Origin of the sequence: Tunturiibacter gelidiferens, assembly GCF_013410115.1 — a bacterium.
Classification (GTDB): Bacteria; Acidobacteriota; Terriglobia; order Terriglobales; family Acidobacteriaceae; genus Edaphobacter; species Edaphobacter gelidiferens.
Genome location: NZ_JACCCV010000002.1, coordinates 1,241,226 through 1,259,259 on the forward strand (window position 1 = coordinate 1,241,226; position 18,034 = coordinate 1,259,259).

Genomic DNA, 18,034 nt, shown 5'->3' on the forward strand with positions numbered 1-18,034 from the left:
ACTTTGCCGGGGGTAAGTTGTCTTTGTCACTGAACGGGAAATTCCTTGCTAACGCAGGCTGAAAGACCCCTCAATAGTCAGGGACCTGCCGCAACACCTAAGGCTTTTGTCACAGGACCCAGTGTTCGAGACCCGAAGGCATTACGACGCCGTTGAGTTTTTGGTAGGTAAGGAGCGTTTGGGACTCGGTCATTCCCGCTATCAGATCGACTACCACCCGTTCGGGCGAATCGCGATTATCTTTCTCTTTTTTCTTCAAACGGTCTCGGCAGTATGGCGGAAGAAGATAAGAGGGCGAATCTCTTCGAGCTTCGTTAAGAAAGGTCTTGTATAAATCCTCGATGATCTTACGTTGCGCGTGTTGCTGGAGAGCCAGGCCCGGGCCATCGATCACGTAATACCAAGTCAGTTGTTTGAGTAAAGCGATTTCCTTTTGCAATTCTTTACCAGCCGAGACCTTCTTCCCGTCGGAGTCCTCCGCGATCAATTTGATTCCATTGATATACCGTCCAACCAACTCGCTGGTGAAGGTGCGAAGTTTACTGCGGTCTTCTCGAGTACCTTGGTAAGGTCCAGAGAGCTTGAAAAACGTGGCGAGGAGTTCTCGCAGCATAGAATCAAGATCTTCATTCGAACAGTTTCGTAGCTCCGAAATTTTCGTTTTCTTGCTTGAAACGTAATCTAGAAAATTGTCCCTCTCGGACGAATTGGCCATGCCAGAAACGTATCGCAGTAGGTGCAGGGGAATAAGGCCAGCGCGATAAAAATCCTCAGCGTCATGGATTGCGTATGTCAAATCGTCGGCCCAGTCCATCAATTCAGCCTCAACAGATCGAGGGTAGGGGCCCTTGCCTCTCTTTCCAACAGCCGCTTGAAAGATATCTAATTCGGAGTCGTACGTCCCCCACTTTTTGCGCTTTTCATCTGAACGTTTCGCTGAATAGGTCCAAGGATACTTAAGAATTGCGCGCAGAGTTTGCTTTGTGAGGTTGAGTCCCTCAAATTTTTCGGATCGAAAGGCCAATACTGTCACTATCCGGAAACTCTGAGCGTTTCCTTCAAAACCTTGGACCCCCTTCGATTCACTGGCTAATTTATCCAGCATGATTTCCGCTAGGTGTCCGAATGGCGGATGTCCGAGATCGTGAGCTAAGCAAGCAGCTTCGACTACATCTTCATTCAGGCCGTAACGAGTCGCCAGTGCAGGCTGTTTAAGCTTGAGCTTCTCCGCAAGTCGGCGCCCCACCTGCGCTACCTGAAGGGAGTGGGTCAATCGATTATGAAAAACCCGACCCTGTTCGCCTGATACGACCTGGGTTGTTGTCGAAAGACGTTGTAGCGCTGAAGAATAAAGAATGGAATCCCGATCGCGCTGAAAGTCGTTGCGGTCGTCTCCGTCTCGTGGTGGTTCAGGGACTAATCGACTCTGACCAGCAATACTTCTCACAGTATTATGCTTTGCTGCTGATGATCAGATGTCGATCAGGAGTGAGGGAAATCCGCTGATCCTCAAGTAGATCGGAGAGAGCATCTTGCACATCCGCATAACTATATTTTCGGCTGAGATCATCCAAGAGTTGGGTCGGTCGAAGAGGCGATGCAGCTTTTTCCACACGTTTGAAGACTTTTTGAGACACCTGCTTCAACGGCTTAGATGCTGGCATATTCTCCCCCTGAACCGCCATCATACATTACCAGTGGAATCACGAAATAGTGCCTGGCTGGCTTCGGCGACGGCAGAATTTTTCCCCAAGAATTGTCGTCACCCGGTTCAGTTTTATCGAAGGGGGTGAATTTTCCCGTCCCTATAGCTATCCCCCACTTCAAAAACCCTGACCCTCTATACTCATATCTGTGAAGAAGCGCCTTCAAGTTCGCTCGATCCTTCGACGGTCCTGGCTCCTCCCCCTAATTCTGCTATGCAGTATTCCCGGAATCTCACAATCGTCGGAGACCTCTGACGCCGGAGGTCGCGTCGTACTCGTTCTCCCGTTCGACAACCGCTCCGGACAGGCAGCTCTGGCATGGGTTGGCGATTCGTTTCCCGACACGCTGAACCAGCGCCTCACCTCTGCAGGCTTCCTCACCATCGCCCGCGAAGACCGGCAGTACGCGCTCGACCATCTCGGCCTGCCCATCGACTTCAGGCCATCCCGCGCGACCACCATTCGCATTGCGCAAAATCTCGACGCCGACTTCGTCATCGTAGGCAGCTACAACGTCGCGAATGGCCGCATCGCGGTACAAGCCCAGGTGCTCGAGGTCAAAAACCTCAAACTCTCTGCGCCGCTGCAGGATTCAAGCGAACTCAACCGCCTCTTCGACGTAGAAAACGCCATCGCGTGGAAGGCGGCACGCCAAATCGATCCTCACTTCAACGTGGCCCAACAGACCTTTCTCGCCGCTTCGGGCGGAGTCCAGCTAAGCGCCTTCGAGAACTACATTCGCGGCACCGACGCGCCAACCTCGCAAGAGCGAATCAAGCGCCTGCAGGCAGCCATTGCGGCGAACCCGAACTATCCTGCAGCCCTTCTCGCTCTCGGCAAAGCACAATACTCAGAGCGAGAGTACGACCAGGCCGCAGTAACGTTTGCGAAGATTCCTCAAACGGACCGCCGCGCTCTTGAAGCAGGGTTCTATATCGGCCTGTCCCGCTTCAACACCGCAAAGTACGCCGAGGCCGAATCAGCCTTCGCCTTCGTCGCCAGCCGACTGCCGCTTCCCGAAGTTGTCAATAACCAGGCCGTCGCCTCCAGCCGCCAGGGCCACAACGCTGTTCCGCTCTTTCAGCGCGCCTCGACTGCCGATCCCAACGACCCGGACTACCACTACAACCTCGCTGTTGCCCTGTTTCGCCAAGGCGACTTCGCAGGAGCCAAACGCGAAGTTGATCTCACCCTGAAGCTGCGCCCTGCGGACTCTGAAGCAGCACAACTCAAGACCAGCATCAACTCAGGCCGAAAACCCCCAGCTGTGGCCGCCGCAGCCGCCACCGACACGACAGCATCGTCGGACTTCGACCCACTCGAACGCATTCGCCGCACCTACTCAGAGGCCTCCTTCCGTCAGGCGGCCTTTCAACTCGACCAGATGCGTGCCATGCGTCTGGCCACCCTGCCCCCTGCGGAACAGGCCGCGGAGTACACGCAACAGGGCCACGAGTATCTCACGCAAGGGCTGGTTCCCGAAGCCGAACAGGAGTTCCAGACCGCCATCGCCGCGGACGCCGCAAGCGCAGAGGCGCACGCGGGGCTCGCCCAGGTTCGCGAGCGCAGCGGAAACTCAGCTGACGCGCGCGCCGAAGCTCAAAGCTCCATCATGCTGCATCCGAACATCCCGGCCTATCTCGTTCTCGCCCGCCTCGATCTGCAGGCCAATGACGCGTCTGCATCTGCGAGAGACGTCAGTAAAGCACTCCAACTCGACCCGAAGGACTCTTCAGCGCAAGGCATGCGTCAGGCCCTGCAGGCACGCGGACAGAGCCTGCCATGACTTCCGTCACGAGATTCGCCCTTCTCTTGCTGATGGCGATCTCCTGCTCACTGTCCACACGTTTGTTCGCCGCTCCCGACTCCCCCGGCACCGTCGTCAAACTCACCATTCACGACACCATCCAGCCCATAACCGCGGACTATCTTCAGCGTGGCCTCCACGAGGCTGCCCATCGCCACGCTCAGGCAGTGCTGATCTCAATGAGCACCCCCGGCGGCCTGCTCGAATCCACCCGCGTCATGGTTCAGGCCATCGAAAACTCACCCGTCCCTGTAATCATCTTCATCTCACCATCGGGCAGCAGAGCAGGTTCGGCCGGATTCTTCATCCTCGAATCAGCCGACATCGCCGCGATGGCCCCCGGAACCAACGCCGGAGCGGCTCATCCCATCGTCGAAGGCCGTCAGCTCGATCCCGTCCTCAAAGACAAGATCGAGAATGACGCCGCCGCCTTCCTCCGTTCCTACACCTCCCGCCGCGGTCGCAACGTCGAAGCCGCCGAAGACGCCGTTCGCAACTCGAAGTCCTACAGCGACGAAGAGGCACTGAAGCTGAAGCTCATCGACCTCGTCTCTGCCGACGACGCCACCCTGCTCAAAACGCTGGATGGCCGCGAGATCCACCGCTTCGACGGCACCACCCAGACCCTGCATCTTCAGGGAGCAGAGATTGTCACCACCGCTCCCTCCGAGCGCGAGCGCCTGCTCAGCAAACTCACCAACCCAGACATCGCCGTCCTGCTGCTCGTTCTCGGCGGCCTCCTCATCTACCTGGAGTTCAACGTTCCCGGCACCGTGGTTCCCGGCTCCATCGGTACGCTCTTCATCCTCCTGGGCCTCTTCGGGCTGAACCTTCTCCCCGTCCGCCACACAGCAATCGTTCTCCTGCTGGCAGCGTTCATAATGATGTTGCTCGAAGCAAAGTTCGGCAGTCACGGCGTCCTTGCGATCGCCGGCATCGCCTCTCTCGTCTTCGGCCTGGCCACCCTCGTCGACGGGCCCATCCCAGAACTCCGCGTCCACATCGCGACAGCCCTGGGCGCAGGCCTCGGCTTCGGCGCCATCTCCTTCGGCCTTGCCTGGATAGCGCTTCGTGCCCGGCGTGGCAAGGTCCTTACCGGCCCACAGGCCATGATCGGCGGCATCGCCGTCGTCCGCACCCCGCTTTGCCCCACTGGGCAGGTGGAGATTCGCGGCGAGCTATGGCAGGCCTCGCTCCGCGGACAGGAATCTCTCGACGTAGGCTCTTTGGTCTCAGTCCGCGACCTGGACGGCCTGACCCTGGTCGTCGAACCCGCCAATAAGCCCGTCTGACGCGCCAGTCGAAGGCCCCACCAGACTCCGCGCCAGAGTAGACTGAAAGAACAGTAGTTTTGAATAAGGGAGTCTTTTCTTGATGTTGAATGTGTCTCGCCCGTCGTGGGTTCGGAACGTTGTACTTTGCCTGCTGCTCCCCGCGGCCGGATTAACCGCCAACGCACAGGCCACCCCGCAATCAGGCCTGGACCGTCAGCTCTCCCGCCTCGACATCGGCGTGGTCGCCTCCGCCATCATCAACAAAGACTCTAACGGCACCGTCGTCATCAACACCGTCCCGACCGCGGTCAATCTCCACCCCGGCAATACCGTAGGCCCACTCGTAACCATCCGCTATACGAAATCCCCATACCTCGGGTTTGAGTTCAACTACGCCTACGCCCGATACACCCAGACCTTCACTCCTTTTGGAGCGGCGCCGGTCGGAGGAGTTCAGCAGAATGCCTCCGAATACACCTTCGGTTACGTAGCCCACTTCCGCCGTGAGTTTCATGGGATCGCCCCGTTCGCCGGTGGTGGCGCCGGTACAACCGCCTTCCGACCCACACCCGGCGGCGGAGAAGGCCTGTCGCCGCAGGCACGCGCCACCTACTACTACAACGTCGGCGGCGACTACATGCTAAACAAGCACTTCGGAGCACGCGCCGAGTTTCGCCAGCTGTTCTTCAAGGCTCCGGACTTCGAAACCAACTATCTCACCATTCAGAAACACACCACCGAGCTCCAACCCGGCTTCGGCTTCTTCTTTCGCTTCTAGCCAGTAACACCGGCCGCTGCTGCGCCTGCTTTACAATCGCAGCGGCGGCAGCAGTTGGGCCGACAGAGGTTTTACCCATGATGTCTCTCCCGCTCCTCTTTGCCATCGTCATCGTAGTTCTCTACCTGGTTAACTCCCTCAACATTCTCAAAGAGTACGAGCGAGGCGTCATCTTTCGTCTCGGCCGGGTCAAGCAGGCCGCAGCCGGACCGGGTCTCATCTGGATCTTCCGCCCCCTCGACCAGATCGTGCGCGTCAGTCTCCGCCAGGAAGCGATGGAAGTTCCCCCGCAGGACGTCATCACCCGCGACAACGTCACCCTCAAGGTCAATGCAGTCATCACTCTGCGCGTCGTAGACCCCACCAAGGCCGTCATCGAGGTGGCAAACTACATCTATCAGACCTCGCAGTTCGCCCAGACCACACTGCGCTCGGTCCTCGGCGAAGTGGACCTCGATGGCCTCCTCGCCCACCGCGAAGCCCTCAACATCCGCATTCAGACCATCATCGACGGCCACACCGCCCCCTTCGGCGTCAAAGTCGTCTCCGTCGAGGTCAAGCAGGTCGACATGCCCGAGTCCATGCTCCGCGCCATGGCCAAGCAGGCCGAAGCTGAACGCGAACGCCGAGCGAAGATCATCCACGCCGAGGGTGAGTTCAACGCCGCCGCCAAGCTCGTCGAAGCCGCCCAGCTCATGGCCACCCAGCCCATGACCCTCCAGCTCCGCTACCTCCAGACCCTCACCGAGATAGGTGTCGAGAAAAATACCACCATCGTCTTTCCCCTTCCAATGGAGCTGATGAACCTGTTCAATAAGACGACACTCACGCCCGACGCGGCGCTGGAGAAAAAGGTCTGACCGTGAACAGCCGCTACCAAACCGACGATGACTTGCAGGATCTTCACGACTCTCGCGGACAGGATCGCGAGATCTCGCTTGGCGCCACCACTATCCTTGGCATCTTCTTCGTGCTCGCTCTGCTCTGCGCGGTCTTCTTCGGCTTCGGCTACTCCCTGGGCAGGCGTTCCGCCCCACCTGTTATCAGCGCAGCGGAGACCACCACAAGCTCTGAGCCCAGTGCCTCCAAACCCGCACCGGGAAGCCCCGCAGCCCACACAGCGCCCTCTTCGCCTGCAATCCAGGCCGACGACGCGAGCCAAACTCCCAGCCTCTCGGACGCTCCAACAACCGCGTCCAACGAGCCGAGCCAGCCCACTCCAGCCATCACCAGGGTCAAGGCCGTCGCCGCAGACTTTCGCCCCGATACCCGCACCGAATCAGCGACCAAGCCCACCACCAGGCAAGTGTCGCTCGCGCCTACAGGGCCGGCAGCACCGGGAGTAGCCATCGTCCAGGTCGCCGCCGTCTCACACCAGGAGGACGCCGACGTCCTCGTTAATGCCCTGAAGCATCGCGGCTACAACGTCGCCATTCACAAGGAGCCGCAGGACAAGCTGCTTCATGTTCAGATCGGGCCCTTCCCAACCAAAAAGGATGCCGACGCCATGCGGCAGCGTCTCCAGACCGACGGCTACAACGCCATCGTCAAGTAATCTGCAGGCTTCATCTCCAGCGGCAGAGCCTCTGCAATCGCGTTCCGGACCGCCCGCATCAGCTCCTCCCGAGTCGCATAGTCCGACGGCTCGATAGCCGGAAGCAGTTGAACGCGCGCCAATCCAGGCGTGATGGCGTTACTTCCCTTCCTCATCATCGTCTGCGTCCCCGACACAGCGATAGGAATAATCGGTGCCTTCGTCTCCTGCGCCAGAAAAAATGGCCCCTTTTTGAAGGTCGAGAGTCGCCCATCCGGCGAACGAGTTCCCTCCGGATACACGAGGATGTGCAGCCCCGAGCGCAGCGCATCCACAGCGGCCGCCACGCTGGCCTGCGCGGCATCGCGACGGTTGCCACGCTCTACTGGCACAAACTTCGCCAGCCGCATCGCCTTTCCCAGGATGGGGATATTCATTAGCTCCTTCTTCAGCAAAACCGAACTACGCCCTGGAAGAAGCGGAATCGTAACCGGAGGATCAAGATTCGAGACATGATTGCTCATGAAGATGCAGCTGCGTCCCGCTGGAATATTCTCGAACCCGCTGATCTCGATCTTGATTCCAGCAGCACGCACCCCCGCGTTCGTGATCCACATCGCAACCCGATAGAGCCGGGTGATGTCTCCGACCAACAAAGTGTAAGGAATGCCAACGATCCCGGCGATTGGACCTAGGGCGAGATAAACAAAGACGAGCTTCAGGGTTGCGAACATACCATCTTCAAGGATAACAGTCGCGACAGAGCTCCGACCGGCTGCGTTACGTCCTTGAGATTCGGCCCGCAATCGCCGCCGGAAGCTTCCCGTAGATATTCCCGAATCCGCCATTGGAAAGGATCGCAACAACATCTCCCTCTCGCAACTCGGGCGCAACCGCTCCGACGATCGCATCGGCATCGGCCAGCAAACTCGCAGGTACTCCGCGCTTGTTCAAAGCACTCACAACATGCTCGGGGTGCAATCGTTCGTCCGTCGGAATGCTCGCGGATTTGAAGACCGAGGCCAGCACAACCCGGTCTGCCAGCGCGAGGCTGTCCACCAGATCGAGCTCAAACACATTCCGCCTGAGCGTGTTCGATCGCGGCTCCAGCACCGCCCAGAGGCGTCGGTTCGGGTACGATTCGCGGAGCGCCCGGAGAGTCTCGCGAATCGCCGTCGGATGATGCGCAAAGTCGTCGATTACCGTGACGCCCCCCACAACGGAACGGACTTCGAGCCTTCGCTTCACGCTCTTGAAGGTCGCCAGCGCCTCGACGATCGCCCCACTCGGAACACCCTGCCCTGCTGCAAGCGCCGCCGCCGCCGTAGCGTTGAGCGCGTTATGCGCCCCCGCCATCGGCAGGCTCAGATCAGCAAACGGAGCACCCGCGCGCGTCACCGTCCAGCGAGTCAACGCCCCTTCATGCCGCAGATCTGCAAGACGCCAGTGCGACAGAGGATCGAAGCCATATCGCTCCACCGCGCAGAAGGCCTTCTCGATACACTCACTCACGTTCTCGCTGCCATCGAACGCAACAATCCGCCCGCGCCCCGGCACAAGATTGACCAGCCGCTTGAAGGCGGTCTTCACCGCACCAAGATCAGCGTAGATATCCGCATGATCGAACTCGACGTGAGTCAAAATCAGAGCGTCCGGAAAATAATGAAGAAACTTTGGCCCCTTATCGAAGAACGCAGTGTCGTACTCATCCCCCTCGAGCAGAAACGGCTTCGTCGAGCGAACCATAAAGCTGGTCCCAAAGTTCTCCGCAACGCCACCAATCAGAAACGAGGGCGCCAGCGCGGGGTTCTGTCTCGACGCAACCTCATAGATCCACGCCAGCATGCTCGTAGTTGTCGTCTTGCCATGCGTTCCCGCGACAACCAGCGACTCCCGCCCCGGCAGAAACTCATCGTGCAGAATCGAGGCCATCGAACAAAATGGAATGCGTGTATCAAGAACATATTCAAGCTCGACGTTTCCACGCGAGATTGCATTCCCGACCACAACCAGGTCCGGCCTCGGTTCCAGATTGCTCTCTGAAAATGGTTCACGAATCGGAATCTTAAGCGAAGCCAGCAGATCACTCATCGGCGGATAGGCGGCCGTGTCCGACCCCGTAACGCGGTGTCCTTGAAGCTGCAGCATTCCGGCCAGCGAGGCCATCGCCGTACCGCAGATGCCGATCAGATGAATGTGTTTGGAATTTTGCATGTCGCGAGACTCCAGCCTAACCGCTCACCGCTGCTTCGAGAAGGTGCATCCGCGGATTCCTCGCGTCAGTAAGGTCCAGTCTCGCGGAGACCCCAAGCGGCAACGTCACGTTGTACGTGCTCACATGCCCACAACGCAGCCCGACCGCAATCGGGCCATCAAACTCCCTAAGCGAGTGAAGAATCGCGCGCTCCAGATAGTCCTGCTCCTCCTGTGAAACACACTGCCCCATATCCCCGAAAACAATCCCCGTCGCTTTTTCAAGAACTCCGGCATAGCGAAGATGCAGCAGCATGCGGTCCCACTGGTACGGCTTCGTCCCGATGTCCTCCAAAAAGAGAATGCTCTCCCGCTCGATTCGCGGAGCATACGGCGTACCAATCGCCTCCACGAAGATGGACAGACACCCACCCGCGACCACGCCCTCCGCCCGCCCCGCACGCAAGACGCGAAGCCCCTCCGCTTCACCAAGCGACCATGCTCCACTGTCCGTCAGACTATGATGCCAGCTCGGAAGATCCACGCCATCATCCCGCGAGAAATCCGCCGCCACCATCGGCCCATAGAACGTCGCAAGATTCGCCTCGTTGTGAAGCCAGCAATGAAGCGACGTATGGTCGCTGTACCCGATAAACAGCTTCGGATTCGATCGGATAAGCGTCGCATCAAGATAAGGCAGCAACTCCGCCGATCCCCACCCACCCCGCGTGCAGACGATCCCATCAATCTCCGGATTCGCAAACGCCGCATGCAAATCCTGGAGACGATCCTCAAGTTTGCCCGCATAGTAAAGCGGCCCGTTATCCAAAGCATGCGGGCTGAGCACGGTGTTGTACCCAAGCCGCTGCAAGTGGGCTATGCCGCGCTCCACCAACTCCGGCTTAGGAGTACTCGCCGGCGACAAAACCGCAAGAGTCGCGCCTGAACGCAGAGCCCGAGGCTTGAAAAAGGATGTTGTCACAGAGCCGCGACCTCACCTCGGCAGATAATCTCCGCCGGTCCCGTCAAACGCATCACTGCATCGTTCGAAGACCACACCGTCCGCTGCGGTCCGCCCTCCGCAATCGCGGTCAACTCCCGCTCAGAGCCGCGAAGCGCCATCGCCGCTGCCGAAGAAGCGCACGTGCCCGTCCCGGACGAGGTGGTAGGCCCGCAACCCCTCTCAAAGATGCGAAAAGCTATCTCCGAAGGCGACAGAACCCGAACGAACTCAACGTTGGTCCCATGAGGAAATGCGGGACTCCCACTGATCTGCGCCCCAAGCTCCTGCCAGCTCAACCCATGCGCGCTGAAATCTTCGCTATCAACGAAGAGAACGAAGTGAGGGTTGCCAACATTCACCATCGCACCCGACACCTCGCCAACCCCTGGCAGCACAATCGTGCGTTGCATCACACGAGGAACACCCATCTCGCTCTCGATCAGATAGAGCGGATCGTTCGACTCAATCACATGGCAGGTTCGCAGGCCACCATGAGTCCCAAGCGCGACCTCCTGCCTTCCCTCACTGGTCGCCAGCCACGCAGCAACGCAGCGCGTCCCATTACCCGAGAGTTCCGCCTCACTTCCGTCCGCATTGAAGAGCCGCAGAAAAAACTCACCGTTCGCCCTTCGATCCAGAAACTCAATTCCATCCGCACCAACACTGGTGTTCCGTGCACAGAGCTTCCGGGCAAGCTCGGCATGTCGACGCTGTGCGAGCGGCTCCTCAATGATCAGAAAGTCGTTACCGCAAGCATGCGCTTTGACGAAAGAAATCATGTGCTCCTATTGTGCCTCATGGCGATATGCGAGGTCGGCTGACCCTACTTTGGCGATGCAACACTCGATCGGTCGGACTTGTAGATCCGTGCGCAAGGCTGGCCGCTCGTGCAAAGAATCGTCAACTCGGTGAGTCCCTGAGGATGCATCGCGACAGCAGCCGCCACCGGATCTCCGGCAACTGCGACAACATAGCCCGCGTGCTCAGCAGGCGCAGCCAACGCCGCCTGAAAGCTGTCGTAATCTCCTTCGTTGACGGTCTGCCGCAGAGGAATTCCTGCATCCTGCAGCGCCCCGATGTGATCGGAGTTGTACATCAGGATGGTCGAGCCGTAGGGGAACTCGCCCAGCTGACGAGCGAGCGCTGTCTCAAACGCAACACGCGTCGTCGAATTGACAAGCGCCTCTTTCAGCACCAGCGGCGTGCGGTACATCATTCCGACCGTATTCAACGCGATCAGCAGAAGCACCACCGGCTGCATCAATCTCTTGGCAAGCGGCTGCGTCTCGCTCCACCGCCGCTCCATCCACTGCACCGCTACAAACGTAAAGACCGCCAGCGCCGGCAGCAGCTCCATCCCGTAACGCGAGTTGTAGTAAGAGTGTGGCCAAAGCTGCGGAATGAAGATCGGTACCGAACCATAAGCCACCGAATAGACATAGAAGGGCAACGGCATCCAGAGCAATAACGACGACAGCGCGAAGCGACGACGTATAGCCAGGATCAGCCCACTCACCGCAGCCGCCATCAGCACAAACCCAGTCTCCCAGAAGGCAGCGTCCACCTGCGCCGTGCGCGTATAAAACAACAGTGCCCACGCAGGATTATGCCATCCACGATGGTGATGGCCGTTAGGCGGCATCGTCTTCTTTTCAATCGCGGCCGCCGAATAAGGCCCCCGCAGGAAGTCCAGCGGATCATGAAAGAAGTGCTGGTTATAAGCCAGCCAGCTAACCGGTCCGGCAATCACGAGCAGGGTAAAAACAACAAAAAGGGGAGCGACCTTGCGCCACACCACACGATTGCGCGCAAGTGAGAACATTATAATGCACCAAACCGCAGCACCAAGAATCCATCCGTCGTAACGAGTAAAAACAGCCGCCACGATAAAGATCCCAAGCAGGAACAGACGTCGGCTGACGGCGCTCGGTCGAGAGCCTCTGATTGCGGCGACGCATTCAACGGTAAGCAGCGTCGTCCAGATGAGAAGCATCAGGAACAACGGCTCCGTCATCGCCGTGGTCGAAAGATAAAGCAGATTCGGATTGAGCGCGTAGAGAGCCGTCGCCGCAAGAGCCCACCGAGGAATCATAATCAAACGCGCAAGCCGATAGATCCCCGCTACGCTGGCGATGTAGCAGATCAGCGAAGGCCACGCTCCCGCGAGCCCGTTCTGCCACCATTCAACCTTCTGCACAAACGGCAGCATCAGAAGATGGGGCAACGGCAACCAGACTCCACCCAGTTGAACAAGCCCGGGGTTGCGCGAATCCAGAATGCGACGAGCTATTCCGAGATGAGCGACAGCATCACCATAGAGCAGAAGATATCCACGCGAATACGACAGAAGCAGCGCGATAAAAGACAGCAGCACCGCCGCTAACGCAACTGGAAAGGTCTCCTGCCGCGTCGCTGGCCGTACCTCTTCAGGGTCGAACTTCACAGCGCCCGAGTCAGCGGCACCGGCCGCAAAGGCCGATGCCGCCGGCTTGTCCAGCCGAGACTTTTTAGACGCCCGCATGTTCAAGGTGCGAGATCTCCAGGAAGAGCTTAAATCGTTCATCGATCTCTTCGCGAGACACATTCTGCAGACGCTCGGTTCCAAAACGCTCCACCGCAAACGAACCCATCACGCCACCATAAAACATCGCAGTCCGAAGAACCGCCGGCGTCAACTCAGGTTGCGACGCGAGGTACCCGTAGAACCCCCCAGCAAAAGAATCTCCAGCGCCCGTAGGGTCAACCACCTCCGATAGAGGCAGCGCCGGTGCCCTGAATGGACGCAGCGCCTTGCCAACACCAGGGAACGAGCGATCACTGAAGAAAGCAGTCGCGCCATACTCGCCGTGCTTGACCACCAGCGTCTTCGGTCCCATGGCGAGCACCTTCTCTGCCGCCAAAACCAGATTGCGTTCTCCGGCCAGCATGCGAGCCTCACCATCATTGATCAGCAGCACATCGAGTTCGCGCAGCACCTTGGCAAGATTCGCAGAGTGATCGGCAATCCAGTAGTTCATCGTATCGCCGCAAACCATCCGGACGTTGGACATCTGACTCCGCACACGAGACTGCAACACCGGATCGATATTCGCAAGAAAGAGATACTCGCTGTCTTTATAAGCGTCCGGAATCTTCGGCTCGAAGGTTTCGAACACATTCAGGTCTGTACCGAGCGTCTTCGCCTCATCCATATTCCCCGAATAGGAGCCGGTCCAGTGAAAGCTGAGGCCCTCCGAGCGCTCGATACCTCTCGTATCAATGCCGCGACGAGTAAAAATCGCCTCATGTTCAGCGGTAAAGTCTTTTCCCACGACGGCAATAACACGTACTGGCGTGAAGTAACTGGCAGCAAGCGAGAAGTGCGTTGCCGCGCCGCCCAGGCAATCCTTCACAGCACCATGGGGAGTTTCAATGTTATCGAATGCCACCGAACCCACAACAAGAATTGCCATAAACTCCCTTTTTGCACACTGGTTTTTTATTAGTAACTATTTCTGATACATAAATCTAAGACGCGAATAATGCCCTCAGAGATACTTATCGAGAAGCAGCGAGAGCTTCTGCTTTGTCCCCCCTGGAATTGCCTTGCGATCAGTAAGAATGGCATACTTCAAAGCATCGACGCAGGCGCAACCCTTCGTCATATCCGCCGGCATCGCCGCAACGGCCGCACGGACCACCTTGGAAGCGTTGTCTGCATTCTGATGCATCACAGCAACAATCTGATCCACGGTAACGTCGTCGTGACCCGCGCGCCAGCAGTCGTAGTCAGTGACCATCGCCACGGTGGCGTAGCAGAGCTCGGCCTCGCGAGCGAGCTTCGCCTCCTGCAGGTTCGTCATCCCAATCACATCTGCGCCCCAGCTTCTATAGAGATTCGATTCCGCGCGGGTGGAGAACTGCGGTCCCTCCATGCAGACATACGTCCCACCAAGCTTGCCGACAACACCAACGGTGTCGCAAGCCTGTTTCAATACGTCGGCCAGCGGCGCACATATAGGATCGCCGAAGGCGACATGAGCAACGATGCCTTCGCCAAAAAATGTAGAAGCGCGAGCAAAGGTGCGGTCGATAAACTGATCCGGAATCACGAAGTCCGTCGGCTTGTGTTCTTCTTTCAGCGAGCCCACGGCCGAGACCGAAAGAATCGAATCGACACCCAGCATCTTCATCGCAAAGATGTTTGCGCGGAAGTTTAACTCACTGGGGAGAATGCGATGACCACGCCCATGACGAGCGAGAAAAGCGACGTTTCGGCCTTCGAGTTCGCCCAGAACAAAAGCATCCGACGGCTCGCCGAATGGAGTTGTCAGGCGTTCCTCGCGCACATTGGTAAGTCCGGGCATGGCGTACAGACCGCTGCCCCCGATAATTCCAATCTCTGCCTTCTTCAAAATAACTTTGCTCCCTTTAGCGGACACGTTGCGGCTAGCTACTTCGCCCCTCTGGAAGTATACCGTTGCAGGCTGCTTTCACTCACTGCGCCAAAGGACGCCAGAACCCGCGACATCGACAATGCCGGTTCTGTCACTGGCATATCAGCCTGTTGCATCGGCCCCTGCGGCTGCATGCTTGCGATTGTGTCGCGCAGCTTTCGTGCGAGGGCAAGGTTGAAACCTTCACCAACAAAGACGGCATCTCCCAGTCGAGAGATCAGAACATCCCCCTCGTTCGTGGAGTAAACCAGTTCCGTCTCACTGGCCTCATCTTTCTTTCGCTCCACAACGTTGGAGTACTTTCTCGGAATCTGCGCCGCATAGATGCGGAGGAAGGAACTCGCCGAGTCGGCATTTTTCCAGCGCGAGTAGTAGAGCAACCCGATAGAGGCCGTCGACTCCTTCTCCGCCGCAGTCACAGCCGATTTGCGTTGCGCTGCGTAGTAGACACCGCCGTTCCACTCCGGCGCCAGCGCAGTTCCAATCTCTCTTCCACCAAACAGCTCGGCAAGAATGCGAACATCCAGTTCTCCCATCACGCCGATGTCATACGGTGCATACTCCGGGTCAAGCAGTGGATGAATATCCGGTAACCGAATCACCGGCACCGGTGCATGCGCCATGTAGGCCTGCGGATTCATAATCTCGAAGCTCGAAGACGGCGGATTCGCGAGCACGCCACTGAACGCCGCTTCTTTGCCCGCCTTGACCAGAATCGCCTGCTCGAAGCTAAGCCCTTCGCCATACGGAAACAGCAATGACTCCTGGAGCAACAGAGGCGCGCGCGCCATCACCGGCGAGCCGCCCGTATCTGTCACCTGGTCCTTCAACTTGTCCGCGAGATCCGGCGCGTCGGCAATCGTCTTCCCTGATGGCCGCAACGTGTAATCGATGAAGACCGCCATCGCCTGCCCCTCCGCCACGGCGGTGCGTGCGGTGTCTGCCTCATCCACCTGCAGATGATGATTGTCTTCCTGCACGTTATAGGAGGTGTTAGCCAGACTCACATCAGACCAACTGGTCAGATTGATCCTCTGATCCTGCAGAGCGTGAGTCAGTTCATGCGCCAGCACCGGCTTCTGCTCGTCAGGCTCGATCCAGTCAAGCAGGTTAACCGTCTTCGTCTTGTTGTCGTAAAACCCGGCAACCTGCTCGGTCAACAGCGACAGCAAAAACGGTCGAAGATGAAAATCGCGATCAAGCATCCCGAACTTCTTAAGCACAACCTCCGACCGCTCCATGCGCTTGGCTCCCTCGTCCTCGTCGAACTTCTCCTTGAGATAGCGATTGACCTGATCGCGCGAGATTAGTTTGCGCTTCACGGTATGCTCAATCGGCAACTTGGTGTCGCTGCTCACGAAGTTCAGAATCTCATCCACAGAACGAAAAAGCTCCTTCGCCTGCTGCTTCGTCATTGGCTGCTGACTCGCGGCAGGCGAAGCTGGCTGAGGAACACTTTGGGTCGCCGTCTGCGCTGCGTATGCAAAACTTGTCGACCACAGCGCAAACGCCGCAATCATCTTCGTCGAACCCTCGCTCCCGGCCCAAAGCCTTCCCAGCAACATAACCCTCTCGATCCACCGCTATAATCAAGTGTACGCAAGTTTCTCGCATCATTTCGTCATGAGTTCACCAACACAATCCGACATCTCGATCTCATCAACTTCGACCCCCGCCTCGCGGCTTACGGCGCTCCTCCAGAACACCGGCCTATCCCCTTTGCACAATACCGGCTGGATCCGAGTCACCGGAGAAGACCGCGTCCGTTGGTTGAACGGAATGGTCACCAACTCCATCCAGCACCTGACTGCCGGCGAGGGCAACTATAACTTCTTCCTCAGCGTTCAAGGCCGCATCCAGGGCGACGCCACCATCTTCGCCCGCCCAGACGATCTCCTCATGGAGACAACCTCGCCTCAGGTCGCAGGCTTAATCGCGCTCCTCGACCGGTTCATCATCATGGACGACGTCGAACTCGCAGACATCAGCAGCACGCGATCGGGTCTGTTAATCGCTGGTCCCAAAGCAGCCTCGCTCCTACAGCAAATCGGTCTGACAACCGATAATCTCGCAGCCCTTGCGATGCGCTCACTCACCTGGAACGACTCCCATGTAGACATCCTGCACGCATATAGTCCTCTAATACCGCGGTACGAACTGTGGGCCGATGAAGCGACAACCGCAAAGCTCGCCAGCACCCTTCAGGATCTCGGCACAACACTCTGCGAAGATCAAAGCCTCGAATGGCTCCGCGTGCTCGAAGGAACTCCGCAGATCGGAACCGATATCCGCGACCGCGAACTCCCACAAGAGACCGGCCAGACGCGCGCCCTGCACTTCGCCAAAGGCTGCTACCTCGGCCAGGAGATCGTCGAGCGGATCCGTTCCCGAGGCAACGTCCATCGCACCTTCAGCGGCTTCCATCTCGCAGGCGACCTCCCCGCCGCCGGCACATCCCTTGAAGCAGACGGTAAGCAAATCGGCGGACTCACCAGCGTCGCTGCCGTCCCATTGCCCGGCGAAGCTCACGCCATCAACCTCGGACTAGGCTACATCCGTCGCGAAGCTCTGGACCGCGGCCTTCCAATCGTTTACTCCGGTGGTATCGCTACGCCGGTCTCGCTTCCCTTTTCGCAGTCTGCAGCCTCCGCGCCTCCGGTTGCATCTGAACTTTCTGAAAGAGTGTGATCATGCCTGAACAGAACAAGCCCTTCGTTGTAACCGACCGCCGCAAGTTCACCATGGACGGCGAACTGCGCCCCGATGCCGACCCTTCCCCTGAAAGAGAAGAGCGCGAGTCAAGGTCGTCCGAACCAGCAGCTGCCGCACCGCCCCCGCCCGCCGCGCCCGAGACACCGCAAGAGCCCGAACTTCCGCCAGCCCTGACCGCCGAGCAGACCGAACAGGCAAAGCGCGCCTACGAGATGACCGCTGATCGCCTAGACACCGCGATTCGCTCGGCCAACCCCGGCATGGACCACCCGCCCGCCATGAGCTTCGATCAGCTCGTCCAGTCCGTCTACATGACCTCCATCATGCAGCTCGGCGGCACCACGCAGGAGGGCCAGCAGCCCCAGGTCGACATCCTCGGAGCGCGCCAGAGCATCGACATGCTCCAGGTCCTCGAAGACAAGACCAAGGGCAATCTCTCCCCCGAAGAGACCCGCCTCCTTGAAAGCGCACTGTTCGAACTGCGCATGGCGTTTCTTGAAGTCACCCAGGCACTCGCACGGTCCGCAGCAGCCAAGGCACCAGGCGGCGCAGGCCGTCCAGGCCCCGCAGGCCCCAGCATCGTCCGCTAAC

17 protein-coding genes are annotated in these 18,034 nt (G+C 58.5%); 7 read left to right on the forward strand and 10 right to left on the reverse strand.

Annotated features, from left to right (window positions below; all coding sequences use genetic code 11):
- Positions 1 to 109: 109 nt before the first annotated feature.
- Positions 110 to 1,447 carry a deoxyguanosinetriphosphate triphosphohydrolase family protein gene (locus HDF12_RS17205; RefSeq protein ID WP_179585328.1) on the reverse strand — a complete coding sequence of 446 codons (1,338 nt, stop codon included), beginning with the start codon at positions 1,445 to 1,447 and terminating at the stop codon, positions 110 to 112.
- A gap of 4 nt (positions 1,448 to 1,451) precedes the next feature.
- Complete coding sequence (locus HDF12_RS17210; RefSeq protein WP_179585330.1) at positions 1,452 to 1,664, reverse strand: hypothetical protein; 213 nt, start codon at positions 1,662 to 1,664, stop codon at positions 1,452 to 1,454.
- Positions 1,665 to 1,854: 190 nt separating this feature from the next.
- On the opposite strand from HDF12_RS17210, the gene HDF12_RS17215 reads away from it, so the two are divergent.
- The 5 genes from HDF12_RS17215 to HDF12_RS17235 all read left to right on the forward strand — a co-directional run bounded on the left by HDF12_RS17215 (position 1,855) and on the right by HDF12_RS17235 (position 7,120).
- Positions 1,855 to 3,492, forward strand: a complete 1,638-nt coding sequence (locus HDF12_RS17215) for a tetratricopeptide repeat protein (RefSeq protein ID WP_373563953.1) — start codon at positions 1,855 to 1,857, stop codon at positions 3,490 to 3,492.
- Positions 3,489 to 4,805 carry an NfeD family protein gene (locus HDF12_RS17220; RefSeq protein WP_179585332.1) on the forward strand — a complete coding sequence of 439 codons (1,317 nt, stop codon included), beginning with the start codon at positions 3,489 to 3,491 and terminating at the stop codon, positions 4,803 to 4,805. The genes HDF12_RS17215 and HDF12_RS17220 overlap by 4 nt, the downstream gene beginning before the upstream one ends.
- Before the next feature lie 82 nt (positions 4,806 to 4,887).
- The gene (locus HDF12_RS17225; RefSeq protein ID WP_179585334.1) at positions 4,888 to 5,565 is read left to right on the forward strand and encodes an outer membrane beta-barrel protein; all 678 of its coding nucleotides are present in this window, start codon (positions 4,888 to 4,890) and stop codon (positions 5,563 to 5,565) included.
- 77 nt (positions 5,566 to 5,642) lie between these two features.
- On the forward strand, positions 5,643 to 6,425 hold the full coding sequence (locus tag HDF12_RS17230; RefSeq protein ID WP_179585336.1) for a slipin family protein: 783 nt from the start codon (positions 5,643 to 5,645) through the stop codon (positions 6,423 to 6,425).
- Between the two features lie 2 nt (positions 6,426 to 6,427).
- Positions 6,428 to 7,120 carry an SPOR domain-containing protein gene (locus HDF12_RS17235; protein WP_179585338.1) on the forward strand — a complete coding sequence of 231 codons (693 nt, stop codon included), beginning with the start codon at positions 6,428 to 6,430 and terminating at the stop codon, positions 7,118 to 7,120.
- On the opposite strand, the gene HDF12_RS17240 is transcribed toward HDF12_RS17235, so the two are convergent.
- The 8 genes from HDF12_RS17240 to HDF12_RS17275 form a co-directional block, all read right to left on the reverse strand.
- The gene (locus tag HDF12_RS17240) at positions 7,099 to 7,833 is read right to left on the reverse strand and encodes a lysophospholipid acyltransferase family protein (RefSeq protein ID WP_179585340.1); all 735 of its coding nucleotides are present in this window, start codon (positions 7,831 to 7,833) and stop codon (positions 7,099 to 7,101) included. The two genes, HDF12_RS17235 and HDF12_RS17240, sit on opposite strands and share 22 nt — an antisense overlap.
- A 46-nt stretch (positions 7,834 to 7,879) precedes the next feature.
- Entirely contained in the window at positions 7,880 to 9,313 is a 1,434-nt protein-coding gene (mpl, locus tag HDF12_RS17245; RefSeq protein ID WP_179585342.1) for a UDP-N-acetylmuramate:L-alanyl-gamma-D-glutamyl-meso-diaminopimelate ligase, read from the reverse strand.
- Between the two features lie 16 nt (positions 9,314 to 9,329).
- Positions 9,330 to 10,274 (reverse strand): S66 peptidase family protein, encoded by a 945-nt coding sequence (locus HDF12_RS17250; RefSeq protein WP_179585344.1) that lies wholly within the window; start codon positions 10,272 to 10,274, stop codon positions 9,330 to 9,332.
- Positions 10,271 to 11,074, reverse strand: a complete 804-nt coding sequence (dapF, locus tag HDF12_RS17255; RefSeq protein ID WP_179585346.1) for a diaminopimelate epimerase — start codon at positions 11,072 to 11,074, stop codon at positions 10,271 to 10,273. Before dapF ends, HDF12_RS17250 begins: the two co-directional genes overlap by 4 nt.
- A gap of 44 nt (positions 11,075 to 11,118) precedes the next feature.
- Positions 11,119 to 12,816, reverse strand: coding sequence for a glycosyltransferase family 39 protein (locus tag HDF12_RS17260; protein ID WP_179587057.1), 1,698 nt, complete (start codon positions 12,814 to 12,816; stop codon positions 11,119 to 11,121).
- Complete coding sequence (locus tag HDF12_RS17265; RefSeq protein WP_179585347.1) at positions 12,803 to 13,747, reverse strand: PfkB family carbohydrate kinase; 945 nt, start codon at positions 13,745 to 13,747, stop codon at positions 12,803 to 12,805. The genes HDF12_RS17260 and HDF12_RS17265 overlap by 14 nt, the downstream gene beginning before the upstream one ends.
- Before the next feature lie 75 nt (positions 13,748 to 13,822).
- On the reverse strand, positions 13,823 to 14,689 hold the full coding sequence (gene mtnP, locus HDF12_RS17270; protein ID WP_179585349.1) for an S-methyl-5'-thioadenosine phosphorylase: 867 nt from the start codon (positions 14,687 to 14,689) through the stop codon (positions 13,823 to 13,825).
- Between the two features lie 38 nt (positions 14,690 to 14,727).
- Complete coding sequence (locus HDF12_RS17275; protein WP_257025714.1) at positions 14,728 to 16,296, reverse strand: hypothetical protein; 1,569 nt, start codon at positions 16,294 to 16,296, stop codon at positions 14,728 to 14,730.
- A gap of 58 nt (positions 16,297 to 16,354) precedes the next feature.
- Between HDF12_RS17275 and ygfZ the strand changes: the two genes are divergently transcribed.
- The gene (gene ygfZ / locus HDF12_RS17280) at positions 16,355 to 17,419 is read left to right on the forward strand and encodes a CAF17-like 4Fe-4S cluster assembly/insertion protein YgfZ (protein ID WP_179585351.1); all 1,065 of its coding nucleotides are present in this window, start codon (positions 16,355 to 16,357) and stop codon (positions 17,417 to 17,419) included.
- 2 nt (positions 17,420 to 17,421) lie between these two features.
- A complete protein-coding gene (locus HDF12_RS17285; protein WP_179585353.1) occupies positions 17,422 to 18,033 on the forward strand; it encodes a DUF1844 domain-containing protein in 612 nt (203 codons plus the stop codon).
- The last annotated feature ends 1 nt before the right edge of the window (position 18,034 follow it).